This window comes from Gemmatimonadales bacterium, assembly GCA_019637315.1.
In the GTDB taxonomy this organism is placed as follows: Bacteria; Gemmatimonadota; Gemmatimonadetes; order Gemmatimonadales; family GWC2-71-9; genus SHZU01.
Genome location: JAHBVU010000024.1, coordinates 15,684 through 41,143, shown reverse-complemented (window position 1 = coordinate 41,143; position 25,460 = coordinate 15,684). Strand labels below are relative to the sequence as shown.

Annotated in this window: 23 protein-coding genes; 13 read left to right on the top strand and 10 right to left on the bottom strand. The window is 66.5% G+C overall.

All coding sequences use genetic code 11. The features are described 5' to 3' along the window. Positions 1-24: 24 nt before the first annotated feature. The 3 genes from argC to argG are packed head-to-tail and all read right to left on the bottom strand — an operon-like array spanning position 25 to position 3,345. Positions 25-1,053: an N-acetyl-gamma-glutamyl-phosphate reductase gene (gene argC / locus KF785_16185; GenBank protein MBX3148304.1), complete on the bottom strand. Its 1,029-nt coding sequence runs from the start codon at positions 1,051-1,053 to the stop codon at positions 25-27. Then, positions 1,053-2,141 (bottom strand): DUF1611 domain-containing protein, encoded by a 1,089-nt coding sequence (locus tag KF785_16180; protein ID MBX3148303.1) that lies wholly within the window; start codon positions 2,139-2,141, stop codon positions 1,053-1,055. The genes argC and KF785_16180 overlap by 1 nt, the downstream gene beginning before the upstream one ends. 4 nt (positions 2,142-2,145) lie before the next feature. Beyond that, a complete protein-coding gene (gene argG, locus KF785_16175) occupies positions 2,146-3,345 on the bottom strand; it encodes an argininosuccinate synthase (protein MBX3148302.1) in 1,200 nt (399 codons plus the stop codon). A 264-nt stretch (positions 3,346-3,609) separates the two neighbouring features. Between argG and KF785_16170 the strand changes: the two genes are divergently transcribed. Together KF785_16170 and KF785_16165 are read left to right on the top strand one after the other, a co-directional pair. Beyond that, positions 3,610-3,885 carry a hypothetical protein gene (locus KF785_16170; GenBank protein ID MBX3148301.1) on the top strand — a complete coding sequence of 92 codons (276 nt, stop codon included), beginning with the start codon at positions 3,610-3,612 and terminating at the stop codon, positions 3,883-3,885. Continuing rightward, positions 3,837-4,880, top strand: a complete 1,044-nt coding sequence (locus tag KF785_16165) for an ankyrin repeat domain-containing protein (protein MBX3148300.1) — start codon at positions 3,837-3,839, stop codon at positions 4,878-4,880. Before KF785_16170 ends, KF785_16165 begins: the two co-directional genes overlap by 49 nt. A 24-nt stretch (positions 4,881-4,904) precedes the next feature. Here KF785_16165 and KF785_16160 read toward each other — a convergent pair whose 3' ends face one another. After that, a complete protein-coding gene (locus tag KF785_16160) occupies positions 4,905-7,331 on the bottom strand; it encodes an ABC transporter permease (protein ID MBX3148299.1) in 2,427 nt (808 codons plus the stop codon). 110 nt (positions 7,332-7,441) lie between these two features. On the opposite strand from KF785_16160, the gene KF785_16155 reads away from it, so the two are divergent. Genes KF785_16155 through KF785_16145 form a run of 3 tightly spaced genes read left to right on the top strand, consistent with a single transcriptional unit; the run spans position 7,442 to position 10,364 of the window. Next, positions 7,442-8,116: a methyltransferase domain-containing protein gene (locus tag KF785_16155; protein ID MBX3148298.1), complete on the top strand. Its 675-nt coding sequence runs from the start codon at positions 7,442-7,444 to the stop codon at positions 8,114-8,116. Further along, positions 8,113-9,276 (top strand): FAD-dependent monooxygenase, encoded by a 1,164-nt coding sequence (locus KF785_16150; protein MBX3148297.1) that lies wholly within the window; start codon positions 8,113-8,115, stop codon positions 9,274-9,276. Before KF785_16155 ends, KF785_16150 begins: the two co-directional genes overlap by 4 nt. Continuing rightward, positions 9,273-10,364 carry a type III polyketide synthase gene (locus KF785_16145; GenBank protein ID MBX3148296.1) on the top strand — a complete coding sequence of 364 codons (1,092 nt, stop codon included), beginning with the start codon at positions 9,273-9,275 and terminating at the stop codon, positions 10,362-10,364. The genes KF785_16150 and KF785_16145 overlap by 4 nt, the downstream gene beginning before the upstream one ends. On the opposite strand, the gene KF785_16140 is transcribed toward KF785_16145, so the two are convergent. Beyond that, positions 10,336-10,908, bottom strand: a complete 573-nt coding sequence (locus tag KF785_16140; protein ID MBX3148295.1) for a methylated-DNA--[protein]-cysteine S-methyltransferase — start codon at positions 10,906-10,908, stop codon at positions 10,336-10,338. The two genes, KF785_16145 and KF785_16140, sit on opposite strands and share 29 nt — an antisense overlap. Before the next feature lie 112 nt (positions 10,909-11,020). On the opposite strand from KF785_16140, the gene KF785_16135 reads away from it, so the two are divergent. After that, a complete protein-coding gene (locus tag KF785_16135; GenBank protein MBX3148294.1) occupies positions 11,021-12,502 on the top strand; it encodes a helix-turn-helix domain-containing protein in 1,482 nt (493 codons plus the stop codon). A 473-nt stretch (positions 12,503-12,975) separates the two neighbouring features. On the opposite strand, the gene KF785_16130 is transcribed toward KF785_16135, so the two are convergent. Continuing rightward, positions 12,976-13,788, bottom strand: a complete 813-nt coding sequence (locus tag KF785_16130) for a helix-turn-helix transcriptional regulator (protein MBX3148293.1) — start codon at positions 13,786-13,788, stop codon at positions 12,976-12,978. Between the two features lie 148 nt (positions 13,789-13,936). Here KF785_16130 and KF785_16125 point away from each other — a divergent pair, with 148 nt between their 5' ends. Then, positions 13,937-14,638: a hypothetical protein gene (locus KF785_16125; protein MBX3148292.1), complete on the top strand. Its 702-nt coding sequence runs from the start codon at positions 13,937-13,939 to the stop codon at positions 14,636-14,638. Between the two features lie 54 nt (positions 14,639-14,692). Here the strand turns inward: KF785_16125 and KF785_16120 are convergent, their stop codons facing one another. Together KF785_16120 and KF785_16115 are read right to left on the bottom strand one after the other, a co-directional pair. Then, entirely contained in the window at positions 14,693-15,421 is a 729-nt protein-coding gene (locus tag KF785_16120) for a DUF2306 domain-containing protein (GenBank protein ID MBX3148291.1), read from the bottom strand. 2 nt (positions 15,422-15,423) lie between these two features. Then, positions 15,424-16,050: a hypothetical protein gene (locus tag KF785_16115; protein MBX3148290.1), complete on the bottom strand. Its 627-nt coding sequence runs from the start codon at positions 16,048-16,050 to the stop codon at positions 15,424-15,426. A 132-nt stretch (positions 16,051-16,182) separates the two neighbouring features. On the opposite strand from KF785_16115, the gene KF785_16110 reads away from it, so the two are divergent. From KF785_16110 to KF785_16095, 4 genes are read left to right on the top strand one after another with little or no spacing between them, the layout of a single operon-like run. After that, entirely contained in the window at positions 16,183-17,031 is an 849-nt protein-coding gene (locus KF785_16110) for a TetR/AcrR family transcriptional regulator C-terminal domain-containing protein (GenBank protein ID MBX3148289.1), read from the top strand. Positions 17,032-17,050: 19 nt separating this feature from the next. After that, the gene (gene uvsE / locus KF785_16105) at positions 17,051-17,986 is read left to right on the top strand and encodes a UV DNA damage repair endonuclease UvsE (protein ID MBX3148288.1); all 936 of its coding nucleotides are present in this window, start codon (positions 17,051-17,053) and stop codon (positions 17,984-17,986) included. Between the two features lie 52 nt (positions 17,987-18,038). After that, positions 18,039-19,022, top strand: a complete 984-nt coding sequence (locus KF785_16100) for a nitronate monooxygenase (protein MBX3148287.1) — start codon at positions 18,039-18,041, stop codon at positions 19,020-19,022. Next, positions 19,019-19,441: a VOC family protein gene (locus KF785_16095; protein ID MBX3148286.1), complete on the top strand. Its 423-nt coding sequence runs from the start codon at positions 19,019-19,021 to the stop codon at positions 19,439-19,441. Before KF785_16100 ends, KF785_16095 begins: the two co-directional genes overlap by 4 nt. A 195-nt stretch (positions 19,442-19,636) precedes the next feature. On the opposite strand, the gene KF785_16090 is transcribed toward KF785_16095, so the two are convergent. Beyond that, entirely contained in the window at positions 19,637-20,899 is a 1,263-nt protein-coding gene (locus KF785_16090; protein ID MBX3148285.1) for a PQQ-dependent sugar dehydrogenase, read from the bottom strand. A gap of 286 nt (positions 20,900-21,185) precedes the next feature. Then, positions 21,186-23,372 carry a catalase/peroxidase HPI gene (katG, locus tag KF785_16085; protein ID MBX3148284.1) on the bottom strand — a complete coding sequence of 729 codons (2,187 nt, stop codon included), beginning with the start codon at positions 23,370-23,372 and terminating at the stop codon, positions 21,186-21,188. A 275-nt stretch (positions 23,373-23,647) separates the two neighbouring features. Here katG and KF785_16080 point away from each other — a divergent pair, with 275 nt between their 5' ends. Both KF785_16080 and KF785_16075 read left to right on the top strand, forming a co-directional pair. Beyond that, positions 23,648-24,880 (top strand): beta-lactamase family protein, encoded by a 1,233-nt coding sequence (locus KF785_16080; protein ID MBX3148283.1) that lies wholly within the window; start codon positions 23,648-23,650, stop codon positions 24,878-24,880. Between the two features lie 28 nt (positions 24,881-24,908). Further along, a complete protein-coding gene (locus KF785_16075) occupies positions 24,909-25,451 on the top strand; it encodes a GNAT family N-acetyltransferase (GenBank protein MBX3148282.1) in 543 nt (180 codons plus the stop codon). The last annotated feature ends 9 nt before the right edge of the window (positions 25,452-25,460 follow it).

The following is a 25,460-nucleotide window of genomic DNA, read 5'->3' as shown; positions in this document are numbered from 1 at the left end:
CGCCCAGGTGCGACCCGGGATCCTTCAGATCGGATAGGCCGGCGCGATGCGCAGCCCCGCAGTCTCGTCGAGGCCCAGGGCCAGGTTCATGGCCTGGACACCCTGCCCGCCCGCACCCTTGACGAGATTATCGATCGCCACCGTGACCGCCACCTCATGCCCATCGGGCGAGGCTGTCACATGGATCAGCGCGTCGTTGGTGCCCACGATGTGGGTCAGCTGCGGCGGCGCGGAGGTGACCCGCACGAAAGGGCTGCCTGCACCCAGCGCGGTCGCAACAGCCTTGACTGCCTCCGCGGCGGGCTCTGTCAGCCGCGCATGGACGGTTGCGTAGATGCCGCGCACGAACGGGCCGGAGTGGGTCAGCAGGCGGGGCGTCGCGCCCGTCTTGCCGGTCCATTGCCGCCACTGTTCGGCGATCTCCGCCTCGTGCCGGTGACTGAGCACGGAGTAGGCAAAGACGTTGTGCGCCCGGGCCGGATGATGCGTGGTCGGCTTCGGGTGCACCCCTGCGCCGCTCGAACCGGTAATCGCGTACACCGCCGGCTCACCAGCCAACGGGGCCCCTTTGAGGGTCCACAGCGCAAGCTGGGCAGCCGTTGCAAAGCAGCCGGGAGCCGCAATGGCCTTGGCACCCCGAAGTTCCTGCCGGCGGACATCGGCCAGACCGTAGGCAAATCGATGGACCAGCTCGGGCGCGGGATGCGCGCCGTAGTAGGTCTCGTAGAGTCGGCCGTCCTGAATCCGGAAATCCGCCGCAAGGTCGACAATCAGCCCGGGGCCGGCGTCGACGATCTCGCCCATCAGCTTGGACGACTCGCCGTGCTCGAGCGACAGGAAGACCGCATCTGCGCCTTTGGCCGCCTCACCCGGGGTTTCGCCCGTAAAGCGAACGTCGGGATACGCCGCCAGGCCCGGATGCACGTCGCCGACCGGCTTACCCGCCTGGCTCCGGCTGGTTGCCTTGATCTCCGAGACTTCCGGATGCTGGAACAGCAGCCGCAGCAGCTCACCGCCTGCGTAGCCGGCGCCGCCAATCACCGCGACTTTCACTACGCCGCTCCCCGCTTGCTCATCCACGAGCGCACCGCAGGCTCGACCGCATCGACCAGCCCGGCGGCATTGCGCAACGCGTTGAACGATGGCAGGCCCAGCGAGTTGGTGATGAAGTCGCGGCCAACCTGATTGTCGGTCGCGGGGCCGGTAAAGGCCGTGATCGAGAGATTGAACCGGTTCCGATAGAGCTCGACCGCACCCCAGCAGGCCACCGGATCGGGAGCAGCCATCACGTGGGCGGCACCGACGCTCATCAACTCGGCGTCGAGCAGGATGTCCTGAACGCCGTACTCGCCCAGGATGCCGTCGCCCAGCTCGGCCACGATGACATCCGGTGACCCGGAATGCCGACTCGCCAACCGGCCCAGCAGCCCCTTGGCCACGGTCACCGTCTCGGGGCCGGCATGGGTGCTCGCAATACCGGCATCGTTGAACGCTAGCGCAGCAATCGCGCCCGCGTCGAGCATCGAGAGGGTGTCACGCATCAGCGACACGCCGGTCAGCTTGACGGCGCCGACCTTGAGACCGCGCCGAGCCAGGCCGCGGACGAGCTCGGTGGCCGCCACGGTCTTGCCGGCGTTCATGCAGGTGCCCACGACGTACACGATCGGCGTCGACGGATCGACGTGCGACGGCATTGCGACCGCCCCATCCCGAATCGAGGCCGGACGGCCGACCCGATCGCCGAGATCGGGGAAGGTCAGCACCGCACCAAGCACTTCGGCGTCGAACGGCGGGCCGATGTCGGGGTTGACCGAGGTGCAGCGACCGAGAATACCGCCCAAGTTCAGCACGTTGATCGTATCGCCCACCGCCACGGTGGCCGGCACCTCACCCGCGTAGCCGCGGAGCGCGCGCCGCGAGCCCAGCACGCCGGCCAGGATATCTCCAGCGCGGAGTGACACCATCCGGCCCGAGACATCCTCGACCGTGTTGTAGCTCGACTTATCGGACAGAATCCGAACCGCCAGAATCTGCCCCTCCTCGGCGCGGATCTCGTCGCCCAGGATCACGTCGGTGTTGAGCCGCGCGTTCTTGGTTGCGGACGAAATCCGATCGAGCCGAACCCGTGTCGTGCGTACCACGTTCCTACCTCCGCTCCGAATTCTTCTCGGCCACCTTGGCCGCCAACAGCGACGGGATCGCGCCGATGCGCGCGAAGGCCCGTGCCTCATCACCGGTCCAGAGCCGGTTCTCTTCGCCATAGGTCGCGACGGACTTGTCCATCAGCGAGAAGGGGCTTCGCGTTCCCGTCACCATGAACCGACCTGGCGCCAGGCGAACGCGGGTCTCACCGGTCACCCGCTGCTGCGAACTGCTGATCAGCGCTTCGATGTCCCGAAGCGCAGGGTCGAAATAGTGACCCTCGTGGAGCCGGTCACCATAGAAGCGCGACAGGTGATCCTTCCAGTAGGTCTGCCACTTGGTGAGCACCAACTTCTCGAGCTCGCGATGCGCGGTGATCAGCAGCAATGCTGCGCCGGCTTCGAAGCCGATCCGGCCCTTGATGCCCAGCGCCGTCTCGCCCACGTGGATGTTGTGGCCGATGCCGTAGCGCTCGGTGTACTCGCTGATCGCCGCGATCAGGTCGGCACCCGCGTACTCCTTACCGTCGATCGATACGGGCACGCCCTCTTTCCAGCCGATCACAGCATCGACCGGCGCCGGCGCATCGGCGGGCGGGTCCAGCAGCTCCGCAGGCGGCGCGGCCCAGGTATCGTGGGTCCAGCCCCCGCCCCAGGTGGTACCCCAGAGACCTTTGTTGATGCTGAAAGCGCCCGCCTTGGGTGGCACCGGCAGCTTGCGGGCCTCGAGATAGGCAATCGCGGCATCGCGGGTGAGCGACTCGTCCCGGATCGGGGTCACGATGGCCATCTCGGGCGCCAGGACTCGAATCGCGATGTCGAACCGGACCTGGTCGTTGCCGGCGCCGGTCGAGCCGTGGGCAATCGCGGTTGCACCGATTTTCCGAGCCGTCTCGATGACCGAGAGGGCCTGCTGGGTCCGCTCGGCCGACACGCTCAAGGGGTAGACCTCGCCCCGGAGGACGTTGCCCTGAATCAGGTACCGGACGAACCGATCGAACACCGGCTGGCGGGCATCCACCTCGTGATGCGAGACCGCGCCGACCGCTTCGGCCTGCTTGCGAATTGCCGCCAGATCCGCCGCCGAGGTGCCGCCGGTGTTGACGTAGACGGTGTGAACGGCGTAGCCCTGCTCGGCGAGCCGGGGAACGCAGTAGCTGGTATCGAGACCGCCGGAGAAGGCGAGGGCGATGGTTTTTTGCATAGTGCATAAAAATGCAAGAACGGTGCCCCGGACGCAAGACCGGCCACCGTAACGAGTAGGGCGGCCAGGTGTGGGCGAGACCCAGCCCGGTCGGCGGAATCTTGCGGCTGATCGGACCGGTCGCGTACCTTCTCGGACAGGCGCGCGGGGCGCCTCCCGTCCGCGGGAAGGACCGAGTCCACCCGACGCATGACCTGAGGCCGGTTCCTTCGTGCCCTCCTTTGCCCGACCCAGCGGACTCCGGGCGTACCAAGGAGGTTTGCCGTGCCCGTCCGTCGCCTGCCCGTTCGACCCGATCTCGACCAGCTCAAGCATCAAGCCAAGGACCTGCTCCGCTCCTATCGAGACGGAGACGCTGCGGCACACGAGGCGTTCAAGGAGTTCCATCCGGATCCCATCGCCCCTTCCGAGGCCAAGCTGGCCGATGCGCAGCTTGTAATCGCTCGCTGGTACCAGGCCTCCAGTTGGCCCAGGCTGGCCAAGCGGTCGGGATGGCGACCGCAATCTGGAACGATGACGCGGAGGCCGTTCGAACTCTGATCGGGCGCAACCCGCATCTGCTCACCGAGCAGGTTCTGATTCGTGCAGACAGTAACTGGGGTCCGCCGATGACCTACGCCGCCAACCTCGGCCGCGATCGCATCATCCGGGATCTCGTGGCACTCGGCGCCACCGACTTCGCATCGGCGGTCGATCGGGCGGCACTGCAGGGTCAGGTCGGCACCGCGCGGATGCTGTATGAGTTGAGCGGCCGACCGCCAGTCCCAATGGATGCACTCGGCGGGCCAGCATACACGTTGAGCGCCGAGGGTACGGCGCTGCTGCTCAGCCTTGGTGCGCAGGTGAGGGACAGCACCGGGACTCTCCTGGCGCCGGTGAGCGTCGTGCTCGAAACGGACAGTCGCAAGCCTGCGGCAAAGCATGCGATTCTGCGCCTGTATGAAGAGCACGGTTTGGAGTACCCCGACACGCCGGTCATGGCGTTGCATCGGGGACGGATCGATCTGCTCGAGCGCCACCTGCGGAGCGATCCGAATCTTCTGAGTCGCACCTTCACGCACCGCGAGATCTACCCGGCGGAGATGGGGTGTCGTGATCCGCTCGACGCCACGGTCGGCACTCCCCTGGGCGGGACGACGCTGCTTCACATGTGCGTCGACTATGACGAGCTGGAAATTGCCCGGTGGCTCCTCGAGGCCGGGGCGGATCCGAACGCGCGGGCCGCGGTCGGGGCGAGCGGTTTCGGGGGATACACGCCGCTGTTCAATACGGTCGTATCGCAGCCCAACTTCTGGATGAATTATGGCAAGCGCGGACCCTACACCGCGCCCTTCACGGAACTCCTGCTGCAGTACGGTGCGGAGCCTAACGTTCGGGCCTCGATCTGGAAGCGGCTGCACCCGGGCCATGGCGACCCCACCCGTCACGACTATCGTGACGTCACCCCGTTGTCCTGGGGCCGACGCTTTCACGCACCGATCTTCGTGAGCGAGCCAGCCCTGCGGCTGATCGAGGCGGCCGGCGGCGGCGAGTAACCCTGCCCGGATCCTGGCGGCACATCAACTGTCGCGAATGACCGTCACAGGGTCGACGCGCGTGGCTCGGCGCGCCGGCAGGTAAGTCGCTAGGAGCGCCGTTGCCAGGAGCAGGGTCGCGACGGCTGCGAAGGTGACAAGATCGACCGAGGCCACCCCGAACAGCATGCCATCGAGAACCCGGCCCAGGCCGATCGCCAGCAGCACACCGAGCGCGACGCCCGAGCCGGCCAGCACTGCTCCCTCGCGCACCACGACCCAGACGACCTGCCCGGCCCGGGCGCCGAGTGCCATGCGAACGGCAAGTTCCCGGGTCCGGCGCTGGGTCCGGTAGGCGAACAAACCATACGTCCCGACCGCACCAAGCAGCAGCGCCAGCACGCCGAATGCAAAGAGCAGCTGCGCGGCAAACCGAGGCTGCGCCACCGACTCGCTGATCCGGTCCTCAATGGTGCGCTCGTCGCTGACCGGCACGTCGGGCGCCAACTCCCGCACCACGGCGCGAATCGTCGCCACCGCTCCGGCCACCCCACCCGTGGCGACCGCGACCACAGTCATCTCGGCTTGGGAGTATTGCGGAAACGGAACGTAGATCGTGGGCTCAGGCCTGTCGGTCAGGTCGTTGTTGGCCACGTTGGCGACGACACCGACGACAGTCATCCAGCCCGGCCACGGAAAGCTGAGCCGCGCTCCGATCGGATCCCTCCCGGGGTAGTACTTGTCCGCGGCCGCCTGATCGATCACCGCCACCAGGGGCCCGCCAGCGACGTCCGTATCACTGACGTCCCGCCCCGAGATCAGCCGGATCCGCATCGTGCTGAAGTAGCCCGGTGAGACCTTACGCAGGTTCCAAATCTCGAGCTTGTTACGGTCGGTCGTGAACCCGTCGACCCAGATCGCGATCGACTCGTTGGTCTTCTCGAATGGGGCCTGATTGATCACTGCCGCCTGGGTGATGCCCGGTGACGCCTCGAGCCGCTCGGTCAGCATCTGGTAGAAGACGCGTTGTCGTTCGGCGATCTCGACCGGCTGGGGCCCGAAGCCTGGCCCCGACCACCGCGCTCTCGGCGGGCTGACTTTCGCGGTGACGACCTGCTCGGTGCGGAACCCTGGGTCGATGGCGAGAATCCGACCGAAGCTTCGGAGCAGGAGTCCGGCGCCGATGGCAATCACCACCGCGAGCGCGATCTCCGCCACGACGAGCGCGCCTGCCAGAGTGCGATGCCGGCTACTCCCGCCACTCCGGTCGCCGAGGGCGAGCCCCGGATCGGAGCGGGAGAGCCTGAACGCGGGCACCACACCGAAGCCGACCCCGGCCAGCAGTGCCACCGCCGCGGTAAACGCAAGCACGCTTGGATTGACACCGACCTCCGCCAAACGGGGCGTGTCCGCCGGGAGAATGGCGACCAGGACCCGGACCAGACCGAGCGCAAGTCCCAGCCCGGCCGCACCGCCGAAGGCTGCCAGCACGAGGCTTTCGGTACCCAGCTGACGCAACAGGCGGGAACGGCCGGCACCCAAGGCGGTCCGCAAGGAGAACTCTCGCTCACGGGCCACGCCGCGCGCAATCAGGAGATTTGCCACGTTGGCGCAAGCAATCAGGAGCACCAGGCCAACCGCGCCAAGGAGCAGCAGAAGGAGCTGGCGGCTCGACCGGTCGACCAGGCGTCGCTCGAGCGGAATGACGTCGATCGAGGCAAGGTAGTGCTCTTCCGACGGGCGCCAGACCGGGTTCTCCAAGCGCAATTGCTCAGCAATCGAACGGACGTCGGCTCGCGCCTGCGACCCGGTCACCCCTGGCGCCAATCGCCCGACGATGAACTGGCCGTACTGGCCCCAGAAGACCCCGGCCTGCCCCGGATCGAGCACCAACGGAATCCAGAGCTGCACCTCCCGGCGCGGAAACCAGAACTCGGCGGGCATCACTCCGATCACGGTGTGTTGCACGCCGTCCAGATCGAGTTGCCGGCCGAGCAGGGTGGGATCGGCGCCAAAGCGGGAGCGCCAGAGTGCGTCACTGACCACCACGACCGGCTCGACCCCTGGGCGATCCTCACCGGCGGCAAAGCCCCGGCCGAGGGCCGGGCTCGCTCCGAGGACTCGGAAAAGGTCGGCCGAGACTGCGGCACCGGGGAGTCGCACTGCGTCGCGTTCATCCCCCAGGCTAATGCCGACTCGGTCCCGATAGGCTGCGACGGCCTCCAGGCTCCGGTTCCGATCCCGCACACCGACAAACTCGGCCCGGGAATGGCTGCCGTCCCACACACTGACGAGGCGGGCCGGGTCGGTCCATGGCAGGGGCCTGAGCAGCACAGCCTCGACCACACTGAAGATTGCCACGTTCGCCCCGATGCCCAGGGCAAGCGTCAGCACCGCAATTGTGGTAAACAGCGGCGTGCGGCGCAGACTGCGAACCGCATAGCGCAGATCCTGCTGCAGCTCGAGAAACATCGAACCGTCCGGATTCAAAGGCGGATGTCGGGGATATATTCGATCTGACAGCGAATCCGGAAGAAGGGTTGCACGGTTCCATGCACGAACGGCGGCGACACCCCGAGCTGATGGATCATCCCGGCCTCGACGGGATCCGTCATGTGCATGCGCTCCAAGGCCTCGCGCGTCTCAATGGATGGAGCCTGAGCGGCCGAACCGTCTGGCATCCGCTGGCCAGGCTGGCCCGGGACACCGCCACCCCGCTGCGCGTGCTCGATCTGGCCTGCGGCGGCGGCGACAACACGATCCGGATTGCTCGTCGGGCGGAACGAGCGAGGATACCGATGCAGTTCGACGCCTGCGACATCAGCGAACGCGCCCTGGACCACGCCGCGAAGCAGGCGGCGCGCGCCGGCGTTTCGATTCGCTTCTACCAACAGGATGTCCTGAGCGATCCGATTCGCGGCAACTACGACGCCGTGATGTCGTCTCTCTTCCTGCATCACCTCGCCGACGACGAGGCTGTTGCCGTGCTGGCGGGAATGGCGCGGGCGGCAGACCGGCTCGTGCTCGTCACCGACCTGGTGCGCTCCCGCGCGGGGCTCGGGCTTGCGCACCTTGCATGTCGACTGCTGACCCGGAGCGAGATCGTTCGGTATGACGGTCCGCAGTCCGTTCGGTCGGCATTTACGATCGACGAAGCGCGGCAGCTCGCCGCCCGCGCCGGACTGGCGGCAACCGTGCGCCCGGTCTGGCCCGAGCGGTTCGTGCTGACGGCACGCCTGAACGCCGCACAAGTATGACGCGCCCTCTCTCCGGTATCGCAGCTCGATGGGACGCCCTGGTCATCGGCGCGGGACCGGCCGGTGCCATTGCGGCGCGAGGGCTCGCCCGCGCTGGGCACTCGGTGCTCCTGGTCGAGCGATCCAGCTGGCCGCGCAACAAGGTGTGTGGCTCCTGCCTGGGCGGGGTTGCTCTCGGCGTGCTGGACGAGGCGGGGCTCGGCGGGCTCATCCCCGCCTGTGGCGCGCGGCCACTCACGGCATTCGAGCTCCATGCCCGGCATCGGAGTGCAACGCTGCATCTCCCGAGGGGCAGCGTGCTGTCACGCTCGGTGCTCGACGCCGCCCTGGTCGGCGAAGCTGCGCGGGCCGGTGCAGTGTTTCTTCCCGAGGTCACTGCCATCACAGGCCCGGTCCGCGGCAACCGGCGTGACGTCACCCTGCGTCGGGGCATCGAGCAGCTGACGGTCCGCGCCAGTGTGGTGCTCGTCGCGGCCGGGCTTGGCGCTGAGTCGGCCCATGCGGGGGAGATGCCGCGGGCGCTGGTCGACGGCACCGCCCGGATCGGCGCCGGTGTAACGCTCGACGACGATTCGACGGACTATCCGGCCGGCACGATCTATATGGCGTGCGGAACGGATGGATACGTCGGCGTGGTACGTACCGAGACAGGCGAGCTCGACATTGCAGCTGCCCTCGACCCGGCTGCCATCAGGACCGCCGGCGGCATCGGGGCGCTGGTCAACACGATCCTCGAGGAGACGGGTCTCGCCGTGCCGGCGGGTCTCGTCGCGGCAGCATGGCGTGGCACCCCGCCGCTCACGCGGTCACGAACTCGGCTGGGCGCCGAGCGTCTTCTCCTGGCCGGCGATGCCGCAGGCTATGTCGAACCCTTCACGGGCGAAGGCATCGGTTGGGCGCTCGCGTCCGGTCATGCCGTGGTGCCATTTGCGCAGCGCGCGATCGCTGGCTGGCAGGCAAGACTGCTCAGCGACTGGGAGGCACAATACAGCAGCCTGATTCGACCGCGACAAGCAGTCTGCCGCGTGCTTCGTTCGCTGCTCCGCCACCCCGCTCTCGTCCGCACCGGCCTGGACCTGCTGCATCGTGCGCCGGTGCTGGCTCGGCCGGTCATCCAGCATCTCAACCGGGCGCTCCCGGTGGCAGCGGCAACACGGTGAAATTCACGATCCTGGGCCAGGGCACGGCGCTGCCGCCGTTCAGCATCAGTCAGGCCGATGCAGCGCTGTATGCCGCCACCTACAGCGGGCACGACGACGATCAGCGGCGCCTGATACCCGCGCTCTATCGAATGTCTGGCGTCAAGCGGCGGCACAGCATCCTGCTCACCGGCCTGGAGGGTGAAGCGGCGCGCGATCCGTCCTTCCCGTCCCCGACATCTCCGGACGACAGGGGGCCACCAACCAGCACCAGAATGCGGCTCTACGAACAGCACGCACCGGTGCTTGCTGCACAGGCGGCGCGCAACGCGCTCAGCGCGAGCCGTGTCGAGGCCGAGGATATTACCCATCTCATCACCGTATCGTGCAGCGGGTTCGCGGCGCCTGGAGTGGATATCCAGCTGATTCGGGATCTGGAGCTGCGGAGAACCGTCGAGCGGATCCATGTCGGATTCATGGGGTGCCATGGGGCGCTCAACGGCCTGCGCGCGGCCCGAAGCATCGCGGAGAGCGACGCCGAGGCGCGGATCCTGGTGGCGGCAGTCGAGCTGTGCAGCCTGCACTATCACTACGGCTGGGATCCCGAGAAGGTAGTTGCCAACGCGCTGTTTGCGGACGGCGCGGCGGCGCTGATCGGCGGGGCGGCTCCGGACGGCGCGCCAGGTGCGTGGCGGATCGGGGCGACGGGATCGTGCCTGATACCGGACTCCGAGGATGCGATGAGCTGGAGCGTGCGGGATCACGGCTTTGCGATGACCCTGTCCCCGCGGGTGCCCGATCTCATTGCCACGCACCTCGGCGCCTGGATGGGCACCTGGCTCGGCACGGTCGGGCTCGGTACCCAGAGCGTGCGATCGTGGGCGGTGCATCCCGGCGGCCCGCGGATCCTTACCGCAACCGCGAAAGCGCTGGCGCTGGAGCCGGATGCGCTCGACGTGTCGAAGGAAGTCCTGCGCGACTACGGCAACATGTCCTCGCCCACGATTCTCTTCATCCTCGAGCAGCTGCGCCAGCGCGGAGCGCCGCTGCCGTGTGTGGCGCTGGGGTTTGGCCCCGGCCTCATGGCCGAAGCGGTACTGTTTCTCTAGCGGCTTCCTCACGGGCCAGCAGCTGACGTTTGCGATCGAGGCCCCAGCGATAGCCGGCCAGGGCGCCATCGCTCCGCACGACCCGATGACAGGGCACCAGCACGGCAATCGGATTGGCGCCGCACGCATGGGCAACCGCGCGATAGGCCCGCGGTGAGCCGATCATGCGGGCAATCTCCGTATATGAGGTGGTGGCGCCGGGCGGGATCTTGCGAAGGGCGTCCCAGACCTGACGCTGGAAGGCGGTACCCCGCGGAGCAAGCGGCACTGTGCTGGACTGATCAGGTTTCTCGACCGCGCGGATCACAGCGGCGAGCGGCGAGGCGTTGACGTTGTCGTCGCGCGTCACGCGGGCACTCGGAAATCGGGCGGCCAGGTCGTGCAGCAGGGACTCGGTGTCGTCTCCAAGCAGCACGGCCACGATGCCGCCCGCGTCTGTAGCGACGAGGGCAAGACCGAGGGCTGTGCTCCCAATGGTGTAGGTCAGGTCCGGTGAAGGCATCGACAACCTCGAAGGTGGCGTTGATCCGGCAAACGACACCATTCTACCACCGGACGGGCCCTATGGCTCGCCATTTCCGGACAGCCAAAGTCCGCCCTGCAATCATGTCCGAAAATGGCTAGCAACCTCGGGTCGGCCGCCCTAGACTTCCCGCATGACACGGGATCCCACCGCGCTCTACACCGCGCTCCAGGCGCGCGATCCGCGTTTCGACGGCGTGTTCTATGTCGGGGTGACCTCCACCGGGATCTACTGCCGCCCGATCTGCACCGCCAAGACTCCGAAAGCGGCGAACTGCCGTTTCTTCGAAACCCCGGCTGCTGCAGAGCAGGCGCGCTTCCGGCCCTGCCTGCGATGCCGGCCAGAGCTGGCGCCCGGTCATGCGCCGGTCGACGATGCCCGCCGGATTGCGCATCTCGTCGCCGCGCGAATCGAAGAGGGGTTGTCGGACGGAGCGCGCGGGCTCGAGGCAATTGCCGCGCAGTTCGGGTGGAGCTCGCGCCACCTGCGTCGACTGGTCAAGCAGGAACTGGGCGTCTCGCCAATCGAACTGGCGCTGACGAGGCGCCTGCTTCTTGCCAAGCAACTGCTGACCGATACTGCGCTTCCGGTTACCGAGGTGGCCTTTGCCAGCGGATTCAGCAGCCTCCGGCGATTCAACGACGCGTTCCTGCGCCGTTATGGCATGCCGCCGACCCGATTGCGCAAAGCGACCGAGGCACCCGCGGCAGCAGCCGAAACGCTGACGCTGCCGCTGGGATACCGGCCGCCCTTCGACTGGGACGCGCTGCTCGAGTTCCTGGGCACTCGCGCGGTGGCCGGCGTCGAGGTCGTAGCTGACGGCAGGTACCATCGCACCGTCAAGATTGGTGCGCATACAGGGTGGGTCTCGGTCCAGCATGCGCCGCAGCGACGGTCGATCCTGGTCGAGCTGCCGCACGAGCTCACGCCTGTGTTGCCGGCGCTCCTGGGTCGACTGCGTCAGCTGTTCGACCTCGAGGCGCGGCCCGACCTCATCGTGGCACGGCTCGGCCAGGACCCGCTCCTGGCGGCCTCGGTGACTCGGCACCCTGGGCTTCGGGTGCCGGGGGCGTTCGACGGATTCGAGATCGTACTGCGCGCCGTGCTGGGCCAGCAGGTAACGGTGGTGACAGGGTCACGACTGACGGCGCGAGTGGTGGCGGCCTACGGCGAGCGGATCGCGGGGGCACCGGGGGGGCTCGACTGCCTGACGCCCACGGCTGAGCGGGTGGCGGGGCTTCGAGCTGCAGAGGTGGCTGGATTAGGGATAGTGCGGACCCGGGCTGCGTGCCTGGTCGCGGTGGCTACCGAGGTGGCTGCGGGGCGGATTCGGCTCGAGCCGGGCCCCATGGCCGAGGAGACGCTTGAACGGCTGCTGGCGGTGCCGGGCATCGGACCGTGGACGGCGCGGTATATCGCAATGCGGGCGCTAGGCTGGCCGGACGCCTTCCTGACGGGAGATGCCGTGGTGCGGAACCGCCTGGGAGGGCTGTCCCCTCGGTTGGCCGAAGAGCGGTCGGAGCCGTGGCGGCCTTGGAGGAGCTACGCAACTCTGCACCTTTGGAAGAGCGAGCCGGCTCCGAGGTCCCCCACTGCGATCACGACCCGACCATAAGAACTCAGCCGCTGCGTTCAAGTGTGCCAGCAGGATTGTTCCTACCTTGGATCAACCCTTCACCTGAGGTAGGACATGAACGCCGACAACAGCAGCACCACCCGAAACGCCGGTCCTTGTACTTGCGTGGAATCCGCCACCCCCTGTAACAGCGACGCGTCTGGCACTGGCTGCAACTGCACGGACTGCCAGTGCGGCTCGGACTGCCAGTGCGGTGCCGACTGCCAGTGCGGTGCCGACTGCCGGTGCGGCTCGAACTGCGCGTGCGGCTCGGACTGCGCGTGCGGCTCGGACTGCGCGTGCGGCTCGGACTGCGAGTGTGGCTCGAACTGCGAGTGTGGCTCGAACTGCGAGTGTGGCTCGAACTGCAAATGTGATTCGAACTCCCGGTGTGCCGCCGACTGCAACTGCGATCGCTGCCGTTGCGAGGCCCCCGTGTCGTGACGGTACGCACCCCAGGCGGCGTGGTGCTGTTATGGCTTCGCCGCCGGGGGCGGTCCCTTCTTTAGCGCTGCGGGAGACCGCGAGACACGGAACCCCGACGGCGCTACACCAATCATGCGGTTGGATGTCCGGGTGAAATGGGCCGCATCCGCAAACCCCGCCTCATGAGCTGCCTGCGAGATGCTTGCACCGTCCATGATCATCCCCCAGGTCCGCATAAACCGGCGCCACAAAAGCCAGGGTCGAAGCCCCATGCCCATCTGCTCCATGAAGAGATGGCGAAAACGGCTGGGCGAGAGGAAGACCGCCGCCGCCACCGCATCGAGGGTGATTGGTTCTCGGATGTGGGCATTGATCCACGCCAGGGCCCGCATGATCCGCTCGCTGGTCACCGCGGTCGGCTCGACTCCATCCGTCAGGAGCGTTACGACACGGCGCGCCGACTCACTGATGGCAGCGTCACCCCGCCGCGCGAGGAATCGCTCAAACAACTCGTTCAGGGCAGCAGCGGCAGGTGCGGGGTCGAGCGAGGTGAGGCCGTGCGGCGAGCAGAGCGCACTGAGCGCCCGCCCCTCCAGGGTCTCGGGCTCGATGAACATCGTCACACCCAGCGACACATCAGTGGCATCCATGATGTGAGGCTGATGGGAGGCGACCAGCGCCAGACGGTAGCTTGCCCACGGTCCGTCGTGGGCCGGGCTGAGGCGGATCTCGGCATCGGTGCCATACACCAGCTGGATCGCCTGGTGGCTGTGCAGCCCGGTGCGTGCAGCGCTGTTGCCAACGAAGGCGCAGCCACCGTCCCACAAGAACATCTCGACATCACCGGTCAGCAAGGTCACGAGCCCTCCGCACAGATCCCTACTCCAGACCCGGACTGGCCGCCTGCAGCGAGGTCAGCCCCTGTGTTCAATCCGACTTCGCCGCCAAGCGAGACATTGGTAACGCAGCGTGTGCTGCCACAAAGAACGCTCCAACCCAGGGACGGTCATGCGATACATCGTCGGAGTCATGTTCGTGTTGTCGATCGGTGCAGGTCCAATGTCCCTTCCGGCCTTCTCTCAGGCAAGGGGGCGGAGCACCGTCTCCCTCGCCGCAGTTCAAAACCGGCCTCTCGGCGCCCTGGGGCACAACATCAGCTTCGGGTACGGGATCACCGGCGCCCTGACCATACCGCTCGACCGATCGGGCCGCTTGAGCATTCGGGCCGAGGTCGGCGAGATGGAGTATGGTCACGAATCCCGGCGAACCGCGTTCAGTGCAACGGTCGGCGACCGGGTCGAGGTCATGGTCCGCACCACCAATGCCGTGGTACCGATCACGTTGGGACTCCAGGGTGAGCTGTCGTTCGGCCCTCTTGCGGTGTACGCCCATGGCGGCATCGCTGCCCAGGCCTTCTATACCACGACCCGCATCGAACCAACGGCCGGCGGATATCCACTGGTGTCCAGCGTCAACCAGTCCGACCTCGCGTTCGGCTGGAACCTTGGAAGCGGGGTGAGCATCCCGGTCCACACGGGAACTCGCCAGGTGCTTCTGGACTTTGGCGCGCAATACATCGCGGGCGGCCGCGCGAGCTACCTGGCCCCAGGCAGTATCGTCGACCATCCCGACGGTCAGGTCACCATCACGCCACTAGAATCCCGCACCCCAATGCTTGCCATCCGCGCTGGCGTGCGGATTGGCCTGTGAACCCGCGCGGGCAAAGGATCCAAGAGTCGGGTTGGGCTGCAGCACGGGCCGGGATCATCGGCTGGCCAGGGAGCCGGGTTCACCCAGCGGAGCCTCTCCACCAGCTCCCTGCCAACCACCCCCACCCGGCGAATGGTCGCGAGCAGCCCGAGCAGACCTGGACGCCGGTTGGCGGATGACCCGCTCCGCCACGGCCAGGTTGATCACCCACCCCAGCCCCATCATCACCGCCCGCGGCGTCGGTCCCGGCTCGAGATCCGAAACCAGGAACCACGGCAGGTGCGTCAGCACCTGCGTACCCGCTCCCAAACCGATGGCATAGGCGCGGATCATCCACGCCCCGTGCTCAGCGTAGCGGCGCCGGCGAATGGCATCGACGCCGAGTACTACGGATATCAGCATCGCAGAGCCGAAAATCAGCCGCTCCACAAAGACCATCGTGCCGTCATTCGGCGGCGATGGATAGGTCAGCGTCATCCAGATCCCCGTGACCGCGACCAGGACGGCGGCGGGAATCAGAATCCGACCCGAGATGCGGTGCCAGCCGGGGTTCGCGCGTCGAAGGCCCGGTGAGAACTGAAGTGCGCCGAGCATGCTGTACACGACTGCCGCGACGATGTGGATCGTCACCGGAAACGGGGCCGCAAAGAAGCGGGCCGCCTCCGTGCCGGCGGTGTTTCCGCCAGCCAGCTGAGCCAGCCGCGCACCCCCCGCGACTGCGGGCACGAGGCCCAGCGCCATCAGGCCGGCAGGGATGGTCCAGTCGCGTCGCGTCCGTGGCATGGTCAGGCTCCGGCTACGGGACGGAGGTTGAAACGCAGTGCCGCCGTGATCATGACGTCGTTGCGGGTAGCCGACCCACCCTGCCCGGCAAGCGGCTTGAAGCCGGTCAGGTAGTCGCGGGCTTCGAGTCGCAGGCCGACGCGCCCAATCCCGACTTCGCCGCCGACGCTGCCGTAGCCGGCAAGGTTGTAGGTCGCCGGGAGATCGAGGCTGCGGTAGTTGTAGCTACGGAACCCGACGCCCAGCCCGCCAAATGCACTGAGCGAGAACGGCCCGCCGAGCGACCATCGCGCCGTGCGCAGTTCCCCCCCGACATCACAGTTCACGACATCGAGTTTGGGCGTACCGGCGGCGATGCGATCACGGCTACGGGCCCAGCCGAAGGTGCCGTTGAGCGCCAGACGCGGGTGGACGACCCAGGAAAGCTGAGCAGCAGTCACCTGGGCATCGGTGACCTGGGTGCGCTGGGCGCCGGTGGCAACGAGGTAACCACCCGAGACCCGAAACTCGAACTTGTCGCCCGCCGATGCGGTGTCCTGGGCGGAGGCAGCCGTGGTCAAGCCAAGCATGAGGGCAAGGACGCCGACTACCAGGCGTCCGGTCTGGAGAGCAGGGTACGAGCGAGACATATGACTTCTCCTGAGTTGGTGCCGTCCGGGCTACCGCGGCGCCCGGGGTGTTATTAGTATACGACGTACACAGTACTAGTATATGATATACACAGTTTCAGGTTTGTCAATACTGTCGCCGGAGCGGGCACTATGGCGGGACGGAAGAAGTCGGCAGGATCAGGCGGGCGAGGTGGTACCAGGAAGGGGAAACCCTCCGGCGGCACCCTGACGCACGACGACGTGATGCAGGCGTCGGTGGCGCCCGACCCTGCCCTTCAGCGGCGGAGTCAGCTGCTCTGGGAGGATCGCTCCCCCGCAACGCGCGGCCCGAAAGCGGCGTTCGCACCGGAGGACGTGGTGCGGGCGGCGATGGACATCGCCGACGAGGAGGGCCTGAGCGCCGTAACGATGCAGGCCGTTTCCGCGCGGCTCGGCTTTACGACCATGGCCGTCTATCGCTACTTCCCCAATAAGGAAGCGCTGTACGACGCAATCGTGGACGCGGCGCTGGGACTGCCGCCCGCGCCCGGCAACCCCCGGGGCACTTGGCGAGAGGAGGTGTCGCGATGGGCGCACGCCAAGCGGGCGATGCTCTGCTCGAGGCCCTGGCTGGCGGAGTTGCCCTTCGTCGCAGCGCCGCATGGGCCGAACTGGTTGGCCTGGCTCGAGGCGCTGGCAGCGGCCTTCGCAGGCACGCGACTCCGGCCGGCCGACCTCGGTCAGATGATCAGCGTGGTCGACGGCTATACCCGCGGCGCCTCGGATACCTCAGTTTCCCTGGCGCGTGCCCGGGCGCGCGGCATTTCCGAGCAGCAGTGGGCGGCCGCGGTCGGTGCCGACCTGGGACGCGCCGTGGGCGACCCGCGCTTCGCACAGTTCGCGGCAATCCTGACGACGCCGTCCGACGGCAAGCCGCGAACGATGGAAGAATCGTTCGACTTCGGTCTGCAGCGGGTTCTCGACGGCATCGAGGCTTATCTTAGGCGGGCAGCGTCGTAGGGTGACAAAGCGAGGGTACATGGCACGGAAGGTCCGATCCAATCGGGCGGCATCATCTCAGCTTCGCCTCGGCTTGTGCTGCTTGTTCGCAGAGGAGCCGATCAAGTTCAGGACAACGACCGCAACGGCAATGCTCCGGCTCTCGCGCGAGGATCGGCTGGCGCGATTGGCCGAGCTCTGTCGTATCAACGCGGATGCGCTGATGAGCGCGCTGGAGTTCTGCGCGAGCCACGGCATCGGCGCCTTTCGGATCAACAGTCAGATCCTGCCGGTCAAGACGCATCCGACCGCGGGCTACGCCATCGAAGAGCTGCCAGGTGCGGAGGCAATCGTCGCGCGGTATCGGGAGTGCGGCCAGTACGCTCGCACGCACGGCTTACGCCTCTCCTTTCATCCGGATCAGTTCGTCGTGCTCAATTCGCCGACGCCGCGCACGCTCGAACAGTCCCTGGCCGAGCTGAACTATCAGGCCGAGATCGCGGAATGGGTGGGCGCCGACACGATCAACCTGCATGGCGGCGGCGCGTATGGCGACAAGACCAGTGCGCTGATTGCACTGCGCCGCAACATCGAGCGTTTGCCGGAGCAGGTTCGGAGCCGCCTGACGATCGAGAACGACGACAAGGTGTACACGCCAGCCGACCTGCTGCCTGTCTGCGCCGATACTGGCGTGCCGCTGGTCTACGACGTACATCACCACCGCTGCCTGGCCGACGGGTTGAGCGTGGCCGAGGCGACCGAACGGGCTCAGGCAACCTGGCGGCGGGAGCCGCTGTTCCATGTCTCGAGTCCGATCGAGGGATGGAAAGGCCCCAAGCCAGCCCGGCATCACGACTACATCGACCCCGCCGACTTTCCCAAGGAGTGGCTCGGGTGGCCGCTGACTGTGGAAGTCGAGGCCAAGGCCAAGGAACTCGCGGTGGCTCGGCTGCTCGCTGCGCTGGCGGGACGGTAGCGTGGATCTGCGAGACCTGTTCGGGGTCGAACTCCCGATCGTTCAGGCCCCGATGGCTGGATCACAGGGGTCGGCACTCGCTGTGGCCGTATCGAACGCCGGCGGGCTCGGGTCGCTGCCTTGCGCCATGCTGAACGTCGACGCCATGCGCGCTGAGCTGACGGCCATTCGGGCCGGGACGACAGCTCCGTTCAACGTCAACTTCTTCTGCCATGCCCAGCCGGAGCCGGATGCTGAGCGGGAACGAGCCTGGCGAGCAGTTCTGGCTCCCTACTACGCCGAGTTGGGGGTCGACCCGGACACGGTCGCCGCGCAGCCTGCGCGATTGCCTTTCAGCGCGGCGGTGGCGGACGCGCTCGAAGAGTTTCGCCCACCCGTCGTGAGCTTTCATTTCGGATTGCCCGCGCCTGACCTCATAGCACGGGTGAAGGCATGGGGCGCCAAGGTCTTGTCGTCCGCCACCACCGTCGAGGAAGCTGTCTGGCTCGAGGCGCACGGCGTCGATGCGGTAATTGCGCAGGGGGTCGAGGCCGGCGGACATCGCGGCATCTTCCTTTCCGAGGACCTCGGCAGCCAGGTCGGCACCTTGGCACTGGTTCCGCAGGTCGTGCGCGCGGTACGGATTCCGGTGATTGCCGCAGGAGGCATCGCCGATGCCCAGGGCGTAGCGGCAGTCCGGGCGCTCGGTGCTGCCGGTGCGCAGATTGGCACGGCCTACCTGCTTTGCCCCGAGGCGACGACGAGTGCGGTGCATCGGGCGGCACTCGGAAGCGAATCCTCCCGGACAACCGCGCTGACCAACTTGTTTACCGGTCGGCCGGCCAGGGGCATCGTCAATCGGCTGATGCAGGAACTGGGGCCGATCAATCCAGCAGCGCCACGCTTTCCGCTGGCGGCTGCCGCGATCGCTCCGCTGCGCGCAAAGGCAGAGAGTATGGGGCGGGGAGACTTCTCGTCGCTGTGGGCCGGGCAGAACACCAGCGGCTGCAAGCCGATTCCGGCCGCCGCTCTCACCCGGGATCTCGGAACGCTATGAAGCCACGGATTACGGTAATCACGATCGGCGTGGACGACCTCGAACGATCGGTGTGCTTCTATCGTGACGGGCTCGGCTTCCCGACTGATGGGGTGGTCGGCACCGAGTTCGAGTATGGCGCCGTCGCGTTCATCGACCTGCAAGCGGGCCTTCGCCTTGCCTTATGGCCCCGACAGAGCATTGCTCGCGACGCGGGCCTTCAGCAGGCACCGCCGAGCGCCACGGAGTTTACGCTCGGGCACAACGTGGCCTCGCGGTCCGAGGTCGACAGGATCATGGACCGTGCACAGCGCGCAGGAGCCACGATCGTCCGCGCCGCGCACGAGACGTTTTGGGGCGGTTACGCCGGCTACTTTGCAGATCCCGACGGTCACCTGTGGGAGGCTGTTTGGAACCCGCAGTGGATCGCCCCGGACTAAGTGCCGCCGCGGGTTCGCAATTCAGGGAGAACCACCGTGCAGGACAAGGTGAGCAGGATACGAATCGCTCTGGCAAACCTCCGGGTGCCCGTACGGACAGGAAGGGCTGCTGCTCGCAGACCTCGACCTCAGCGCGGCGACCGGACTGCTGGCGTCACGCTGCCGAATGCTCCCGGCTCCGTGAGGTCCGGGGCATCACGGCACGACCTGGTTCCGCTCCACCCGGACGCGCAGAATCCGGTCGTCTCCCGCACGCGGTCCACCTCGACCATCACGGTTGCTCGTCGTGACCCAGAGCGACCCATCGGGCGCAACCGACACTGCGCGAATCCGCCCTGACGACGGCAGCCCGGCCAGCAGGCTTGCTTGCCGCGCAGTCCAGCTGTCGGCGCTGCGAGCCAACTCGATCATCCAGATCCCGCTGCGCAGGGACGAGACCAATGCAGTGACGGCCGTGTCGCCCGGTGCGGCAGGAAGCAGTGCAAGGCCTGACGGCGCAATCGCGAGCGGCCAGAGCACGGTCGGCATCGTGACGCCATCGGCGCGATCGGTACCCGACACCCCGGGCCACCCATACGACGCGCCACGCCGAATCAGATTGAGCTCGTCATTGCCGGCGCGGCCCCGTTCCTGGGTCATCCCGGTTGGGCCGTGCTCGATGGCCAACAGCTGACCGTCAGGCAGCCGCGCAATACCCTGGACGTTTCGGAAGCCGCTCGCTTCCACTCGCAGGCGACCACTATCCGCGCCACGCAACCCGATCCGAAGGATCTTGCCCGGCGCAGCGTCACTCCGCGCGGCATACTTGGGCCAGGTGCCGTCGCCGGTGCCCAGGAACAATGTGTCGCCCAGCCGGAGCAGGCCACCGCCGGCATGATAGTGACTCGTGGGGATGCTGTCGACGAGGATACTCGAGCTTGCCTGGCCATCGGGACCGCGTTCCCAGCGCAGCACCCGGGTCACGAACGGCGAGGCACGCTGCGGCGCCGTGGCATGGAGGATCCGTCGGACGATGCGGCCGATGAATCCATCGCCGCCTACCTGGCTGCCCCGATGCTGGACCACGGCCGTGTAGACGACCTCCCGTCCGTCTGCCGTCGAGTCGAGGGCGATTCCCATCAATCCGGTTTCGGGGTTGATACCCTGGGCGAGCGCGTAGGCATCGATCGACGCCCACGGTGTTTCGTCAAGCTGCCCCTGCGCATCAATCGACCTGATTCGCCCGACCCGCTCAGTCACCAGCGCACGACCGTCCGGCGTGAAGGCGATTGCCCACGGCACTTCGAGGCCTGTGGCCATCGTATCAACGGCAACCACGCGCCACCTGGCGGAATCAGGTGTCGCGACGACCAGCATCGGAGCCGCCGTGTCGACGGGCACGGCTCCCGCACCAGTCTCTGGCGGTGCGGGACGCACTGCCGGTGCACCACAGGCACCGAGCAGAAGCGCTGCGATCACGGCCACACCACTGGATAGCAGCGTCAGATCGCTGCACTGGCGAGATGAGGTGAACAAACGGTCCCCCGCTGGTAAAGTTCCTGAAATGACGCAAGCTAGACCTCATGCGGCATACGGTCCAGACCCGGGCGGGCGGGATGCACAGCAGCGCGGCGAAGCCCGCGCCAAAGCCGGTGATGTGCTGGTGATGATCGACGGGAATCGAGCAGGGAGGAACACGCAGATGGTGGCGGTGCCTGTCGGGCATCGATCGCGAAGATCGCCGCCCGACAGGCCATCTCTCGGGCTACCTGAGGTCGAACCGATCCAGGTTGCTGACCTTGGTCCACGCGGCGACGAAGTCCTTTACGAACTTGTCCCGCCCATCCGCGCTTGCATACACCTCGGCCAAAGCACGCAGTATCGAATTTGAACCGAAGACGAGGTCGACCCTGGTACCGGTCCACCTGACCTCACCGGTGCTGCGGTCGCGCCCCTCGAAGACGTCTTTCGCCTCCGAGGTAGCCTTCCACTCGGTTCGCATGTCCAGCAGGTTGACGAAGAAATCGTTGGTCAGGGTTTCCGGCCGAGCGGTAAAGACACCGTGCTGCGACCCGCCAAAGTTGTTGCCCAGCACGCGCAGGCCGCCAACGAGCACCGTCAACTCAGGGGCGGTCAAGGTCAGCAACTGCGCCCGATCGATGAGCAGATGCTCCGCTTGCGCACCGAGAGGTACCTTGCCGTAATTGCGAAAGCCGTCTGCCACCGGCTCGAGGTAGTTGAACGACTCTACGTCGGTATCATTCTGACTGGCATCGACACGTCCGGGCGAAAAGGGCACCTCGACCGCAACCCCGGCCTTCTTCGCCGCCGCTTCGACACCGACGTTGCCAGCCAGCACGATCACGTCAGCCAGCGAGACTTTCTTCCCGCCACCCAGCGACTGATTGAACTTCTCCTGCACCCCAGTCAGGGTAGCCAGCACCGTTGCCAGCTGCGCCGGCTGGTTGACCTCCCAGTCCTTCTGCGGGGCCAGGCGAATCCGAGCGCCATTGGCACCACCGCGCTTGTCACCGCCCCGGAAGGTCGACATCGACGCCCAGGCGGTCTGCACCAGCTGCGAAACCGACAATCCCGAGGCCGCAATCTCCCGCTTGAGCGCCGCCACGTCGTCCGACCCGATCGGTGCGTAGTCCGGCTTGGGAAGCGGATCCTGCCAGATCAGCTCTTCCTTGGGCACCTCGGGACCGAGGTAGCGAGCGCGCGGACCCATGTCGCGATGCGTCAGCTTGAACCACGCGCGCGCAAACGCCTCGGCGAATCCCTGCGGGTTATCGAGAAAACGCTGCGAGATCTTGGCATACTCCGGGTCCATCCGAAGCGTCAGATCCGTGGTCAGCATGGTTGGCTTACGCGTCTTCGTCGGATCGTGCGCGTCCGGGATGATCGCCTCGGCATCCTTGGCCACCCATTGGATCGCGCCAGCCGGGCTCCGCTCCTGAACCCACTCGTACTTGAACAGGTTCTCGAAAAAGAAGTTGCTCCACTGGGCTGGCGTCTGGGTCCAGGTCACATCGAGCCCGCTGCCGATCGCATCGCCCGCCTTACCCGAACCGAAACTGCTGGTCCAGCCGAAGCCCTGCTCCTCGATCGAGGCACCTTCCGGATCGGCACCCTTGTGCGACTCAGGGGCCGCGCCGTGTGTCTTACCGAAGGTGTGCCCGCCCGCGATCAGGGCCACCGTCTCCTCATCATCCATCCCCATCCGCCCGAAAGTGGCCCGGATGTCCTTGGCCGCAGCAAGCGGATCGCCACTGGCGTTCGGTCCTTCGGGATTGACGTAGATCAGGCCCATCTGGGTCGCGGACAGCGGCGGATCGAGTTCGCGGTCGCCGCTGAAGCGCCGGTCGCCGGCGAGCCAGCTTTTCTCGCTACCCCAGTTGACGTCGTTGTCCGGCTCCCAGGTGTCGGCACGGCCGGCTCCGAAGCCGAAGGTGCGGAACCCCATCGCCTCGAGCGCGACGTTGCCGGCCAGGATCATCAGGTCGGCCCAGGAAATCTTCTGGCCGTATTTCTGCTTGATCGGCCACAGCAAGCGACGCGACTTGTCGATGTTGACGTTGTCGGGCCAGCTGTTGAGCGGGGCAAAACGCTGCTGTCCGCGGCCACCACCCCCGCGACCGTCACCGCTCCGGTAGGTACCGGCTGAATGCCAGGCCATCCGAACCATCTGCGGTCCGTAGTGACCGAAATCGGCAGGCCACCAGTCCTGCGAGTCCGTCATCAGCTTGAGCAAGTCCTTCTTGAGCGCCCAGTAGTCGAGCTTCTCGAACTCCTCGGCGTAATCAAAGTCCGCACCAAGCGGATCGGACTTGGCGGAATGCTGATTCAGCATGTCTACGCGCAGCTGGTTCGGCCACCAGTCTTTGTTCGCGGCGCCGCCGGCGGCGACATGGGGAAAGGGGCACTTTGCTTCGGCCTTCGTATCAGCCACGTCTCAATCTCCTGCAGCAGGTGGTACCGGAGAACCAACCTCGATTCTCACGGATGAAGTATCTCGATGCAATCTACTCGCTCGAGCCTGCGTTGTCCCGTGGTAAACCGTGCTATGGGCACCCGGGAATCGATGCATCATCAGGGTCTATGGCAGGTAATCACAGATCCTATCGTTGCGGCTTTGTTCAACGAGAATCGACTAGTCATTCAGTCGGGTTTCCCGCACGGCTGCGTCAACAGGAAGGCCTGGCATCGCAGTAGTAGATTGGAACGATGACTCGGCCAGCTCGCAACACGATCGCGCTTGCACTCATCGCTGCCGCACTCGGCGGATGCGGATCGACACCCGGTTACGGCATCGATCGATCCCGTTTCGCCGCCGTCGATTCTGTCCTGCAGGCAGCGGTCCGGAACGGAGACGTTCCTGGCGCCGTCGCCCTGATCACGTCCCGCGACAGCATTCTCTACCATAAGGCGTTCGGAGCGCTGGACCCTTCCGGCCCACTTCCCATGACCCTGGACGCCATTTTTCCGATCCAGTCGATGACCAAGCCGGTCACCTCACTCGGCATCATGGTGCTGGTGCAGGAAGGAAAGGTGGACCTCGACGCCCCCGCATCCCGGTATCTGCCGGAGCTTGCCGGGCGAGAGGTTCTGGTTCGGGTCGACTCGGCAGAACGATCGGCTGTCACCCGCCCCGCAGCGCGCGAGGTCACGATCCGCGACCTGCTCCGACACACCTCGGGAATTGCCTATCCCTTCTCGAGCAACGAGGCCCTCGCGCTTGCCAGGCATACGAACCTCAGGGATCGAGCCTTTCCCTTACTGCACGACCCCGGGACACGATGGACATACGGGATGAGTACGGCACACCTCGGATGGATCATCGAGGGGGTGACGGGAATGCCGCTGCGCGAGTTCTATCAAGCGCGCATCTTTGGCCCGCTCGGGATGAGCACCACCTCATTTAGCCTGCCCAAGACAAGCGCAGCCCGGCTGGCGGCAGTCTATCGACGACAGAACGGAAAACTGCACGCAACGCCACGGCCAGACTCGGTTCACTTCGACGGGCGCGGTGACGGCGGCCTGCACTCGACCGCAGAGGACTACGCCAGGTTCGTCCAGTTGATCCTGGGCAACGGGGCCCGCGCCGGCGTCCGCCTGCTGGACTCGGTGTGGGTCCGGGAGATGACCCGCGACCAGTTGGAGGGCCTCGCTGTGGCCCTGCAGCCCGGTGCCAATCCGGCTCTCTCCGAAGCGTTTCCTCTGGGAGCCGGTGATGACGGGTTTTCCCTTGGGTTTCAGGTCACCCGAACGGCCGGGCCGGATGGACGTTCAGCCGGAAGTCTGAGCTGGGCCGGACTGGCGAACACGCACTTCTGGATCGACCCGGGCAGCGGCATTGGCGTGATCCTGCTATTCCAGGTTCTCCCCTTCTATGACGCGCGGGTCATCGCAACGCTGCGCAGGGTGGAGCGCGCCATCTATGGCCGTTCAGAGCCCTAGCGAGAGGTAGCCCGATTAGCTTTTGAGGATGAACCGTGATGACCTGATGCTGACGGGGCCCCGTGTCCGCTTGCGGTCAACTCGCGAAGAGGACCTTCCGAGACTCCTTGCCATCCTGCGCGAGCCCGCCGTTGCGAAGCACTGGAGCGAAGCGGACGATGACTTCGATCGGCGCGAGCTTCTCTCAGGTGATGACGCCGACGGCGCCGAGCGGATAACCACCTTCGTGATTCTTCTGGATGACGAGGTGATTGGCTGGATTGCCGGATGGGAGAAGTTGCATCGCGACTACCGCCACGCCGGGATCGACCTCTTTCTCACGACGGCGCATCAGGGGAAGGGATACGGCGGGGAGGCCATTGGTCTGGTCTGTCGCTACTTGTTCGACGTGCGGGGGCACCATCGGATCACGATCGACCCTGCGGCCGACAACGTTCGCGCCATCCGGAGCTATGAAAGAGTTGGTTTCAGGCGCGTGGGTGTGATGCGCGCCTACGAGCGGGGCCCCGACGGGAGCTATCACGACGGGATGCTCCTGGATCTGCTGCCGGAAGACTTACGCGCTGATTGATCAGCTGCG